Annotated in this window: 1 pseudogene; it reads right to left on the reverse strand. The window is 42.4% G+C overall.

Annotated features, from left to right (window positions below):
- Nucleotides 1-229, reverse strand: a pseudogene (locus Q1B05_RS18660) (glucosamine-6-phosphate deaminase); the annotation flags it as partial.

Below are 229 nucleotides of genomic sequence, written 5' to 3' on the forward strand. Positions count from 1 at the left end.
CGCTTAAACGTTCCTCCCATACTAATTACATCATCATCTGGGTGTGGACTAAATATTAGTACGCGTTTCTTGGCAGGTTCGGCTCGCTCTGGACGGTTAGAATCGTCTGCATTGGGCTTTCCGCCTGGCCAACCTGTAATCGTACTTTGTAATTTATTGAATATTTTTATATTAATATCGTAAGCCGGGCCTGAATCGGCCAACAAATCACTCATACCGTTTTCTATAT

It is taken from the genome of uncultured Formosa sp. (assembly GCF_947500765.1).
Classification (GTDB): domain Bacteria; phylum Bacteroidota; class Bacteroidia; order Flavobacteriales; family Flavobacteriaceae; genus Formosa.